Below are 1,231 nucleotides of genomic sequence, written 5' to 3'. Positions count from 1 at the left end.
CACCCAGGGCGGGAGGCTCGGCGCCGTTGCCGGACCAGGGCGCGATGCCACCGGACAGCAGGCCGGACGCGTCTGATCCGCCCTCGTCCTTCGGCATGCCTCCGGCGCCCGGTGCCATGGGCATGAAGGGCATCCCCGCACCGGCCCCCTCCGGCAGTCCCGACGACGGCACACCCGCACTGGGCATGCTGCCCAGCGGGGGCAGTCCGTCGACGGAGCCAGGCAGCGCCCCGTCCGGCAGCGGTGTCACCAGTCCGGGCCCACCCGTGGCCGTACCCGGTACGGGGGAGATGTCACCCAGGGCGGGAGGCTCGGCACCAGCGCCCGACCAGGGCGCGATGCCACCGGACAGCAGGCCGGACGCGTCCGATCCGCCCTCGTCCTTCGGCATACCCCCAGCTCCGGGTGCTATCGGCATGAAGGGCATCCCCGCCCCGGCCCCCTCCGGCACCCCCGACGACGGCAGACTCGAACCGGGAGTGCTACCAAGCGGGGGCAGTCCGTCGACGGAGCCGGGCAGCGCCCCGCCCGGCAACGCCGTCCCGCTCGTCGGCGGACTCGACGCGAGGGACGTGGGATCGAGAGCCGTAGGGATGCCGCCGGCCGGCAGGCCCACGCCACCCGCGCCGACACCGCTCGCGCTGGGCGCGCCTGTGCCGCCGCCGTTGTCCAGCAGATCCGGCGGCATCGGCGACGGAGAGCCCAGTTGGGGCGGGACACCGCCGCCCGCGGGGTCCTTGCGCCGGTTCGACAAGCTGGTCGGCAGCGGCGGCATCGCACCGATGGAGCCCGTCGTCGGGGACAGTCCCCCACCGCCGGACGGGCTGGTCCCGAGCGACGCGGGATCGATACCCGTGGGGCTGCCAAGACTGCTCCCGTCGCCGCCGTTGTTCAACAGATCCGACGGCATCGGCGACGGCGAGCCAAGGGACGGAGACAAGGACGTGTTCGGGGCCCCGCCGGGTGCGGTCGGCAACGTTCCATCGAGAACGGAACCGGGATTGAGGGCCGCGTGCATCGCGGGGTCCGCTGTCAGGGGGGCCGGTGTGGGGGACGACAGGGAGCTGCCCGGCGGCGTCGCCAGCGACGGATTTTCCACCGGTGAGCCCACCGGACCCACCGGACTGGGCCCGCCCGTGTTCAGGTTCGGACTGCCCAGCGGATCCCCTGGACTCGCACCACCCGGAAGCGTGGGTGTCACCGGACTGGGCCCGCCTGTGTTCAGGTTCGG

Annotated in this window: 1 pseudogene; it reads right to left on the bottom strand. The window is 74.0% G+C overall.

Features of this window, described 5'->3' with window-relative positions:
- Window positions 1–910 (bottom strand): annotated as a pseudogene (locus ACWC09_RS52670) (hypothetical protein); the annotation flags it as partial.
- Window positions 911–1,231: the final 321 nt, after the last annotated feature.

This window comes from Streptomyces sp. NPDC001617 (assembly GCF_053596855.1).
Note: the sequence above shows the minus strand (reverse complement) of the source record. Positions and strands in the feature narration are given on the sequence as shown.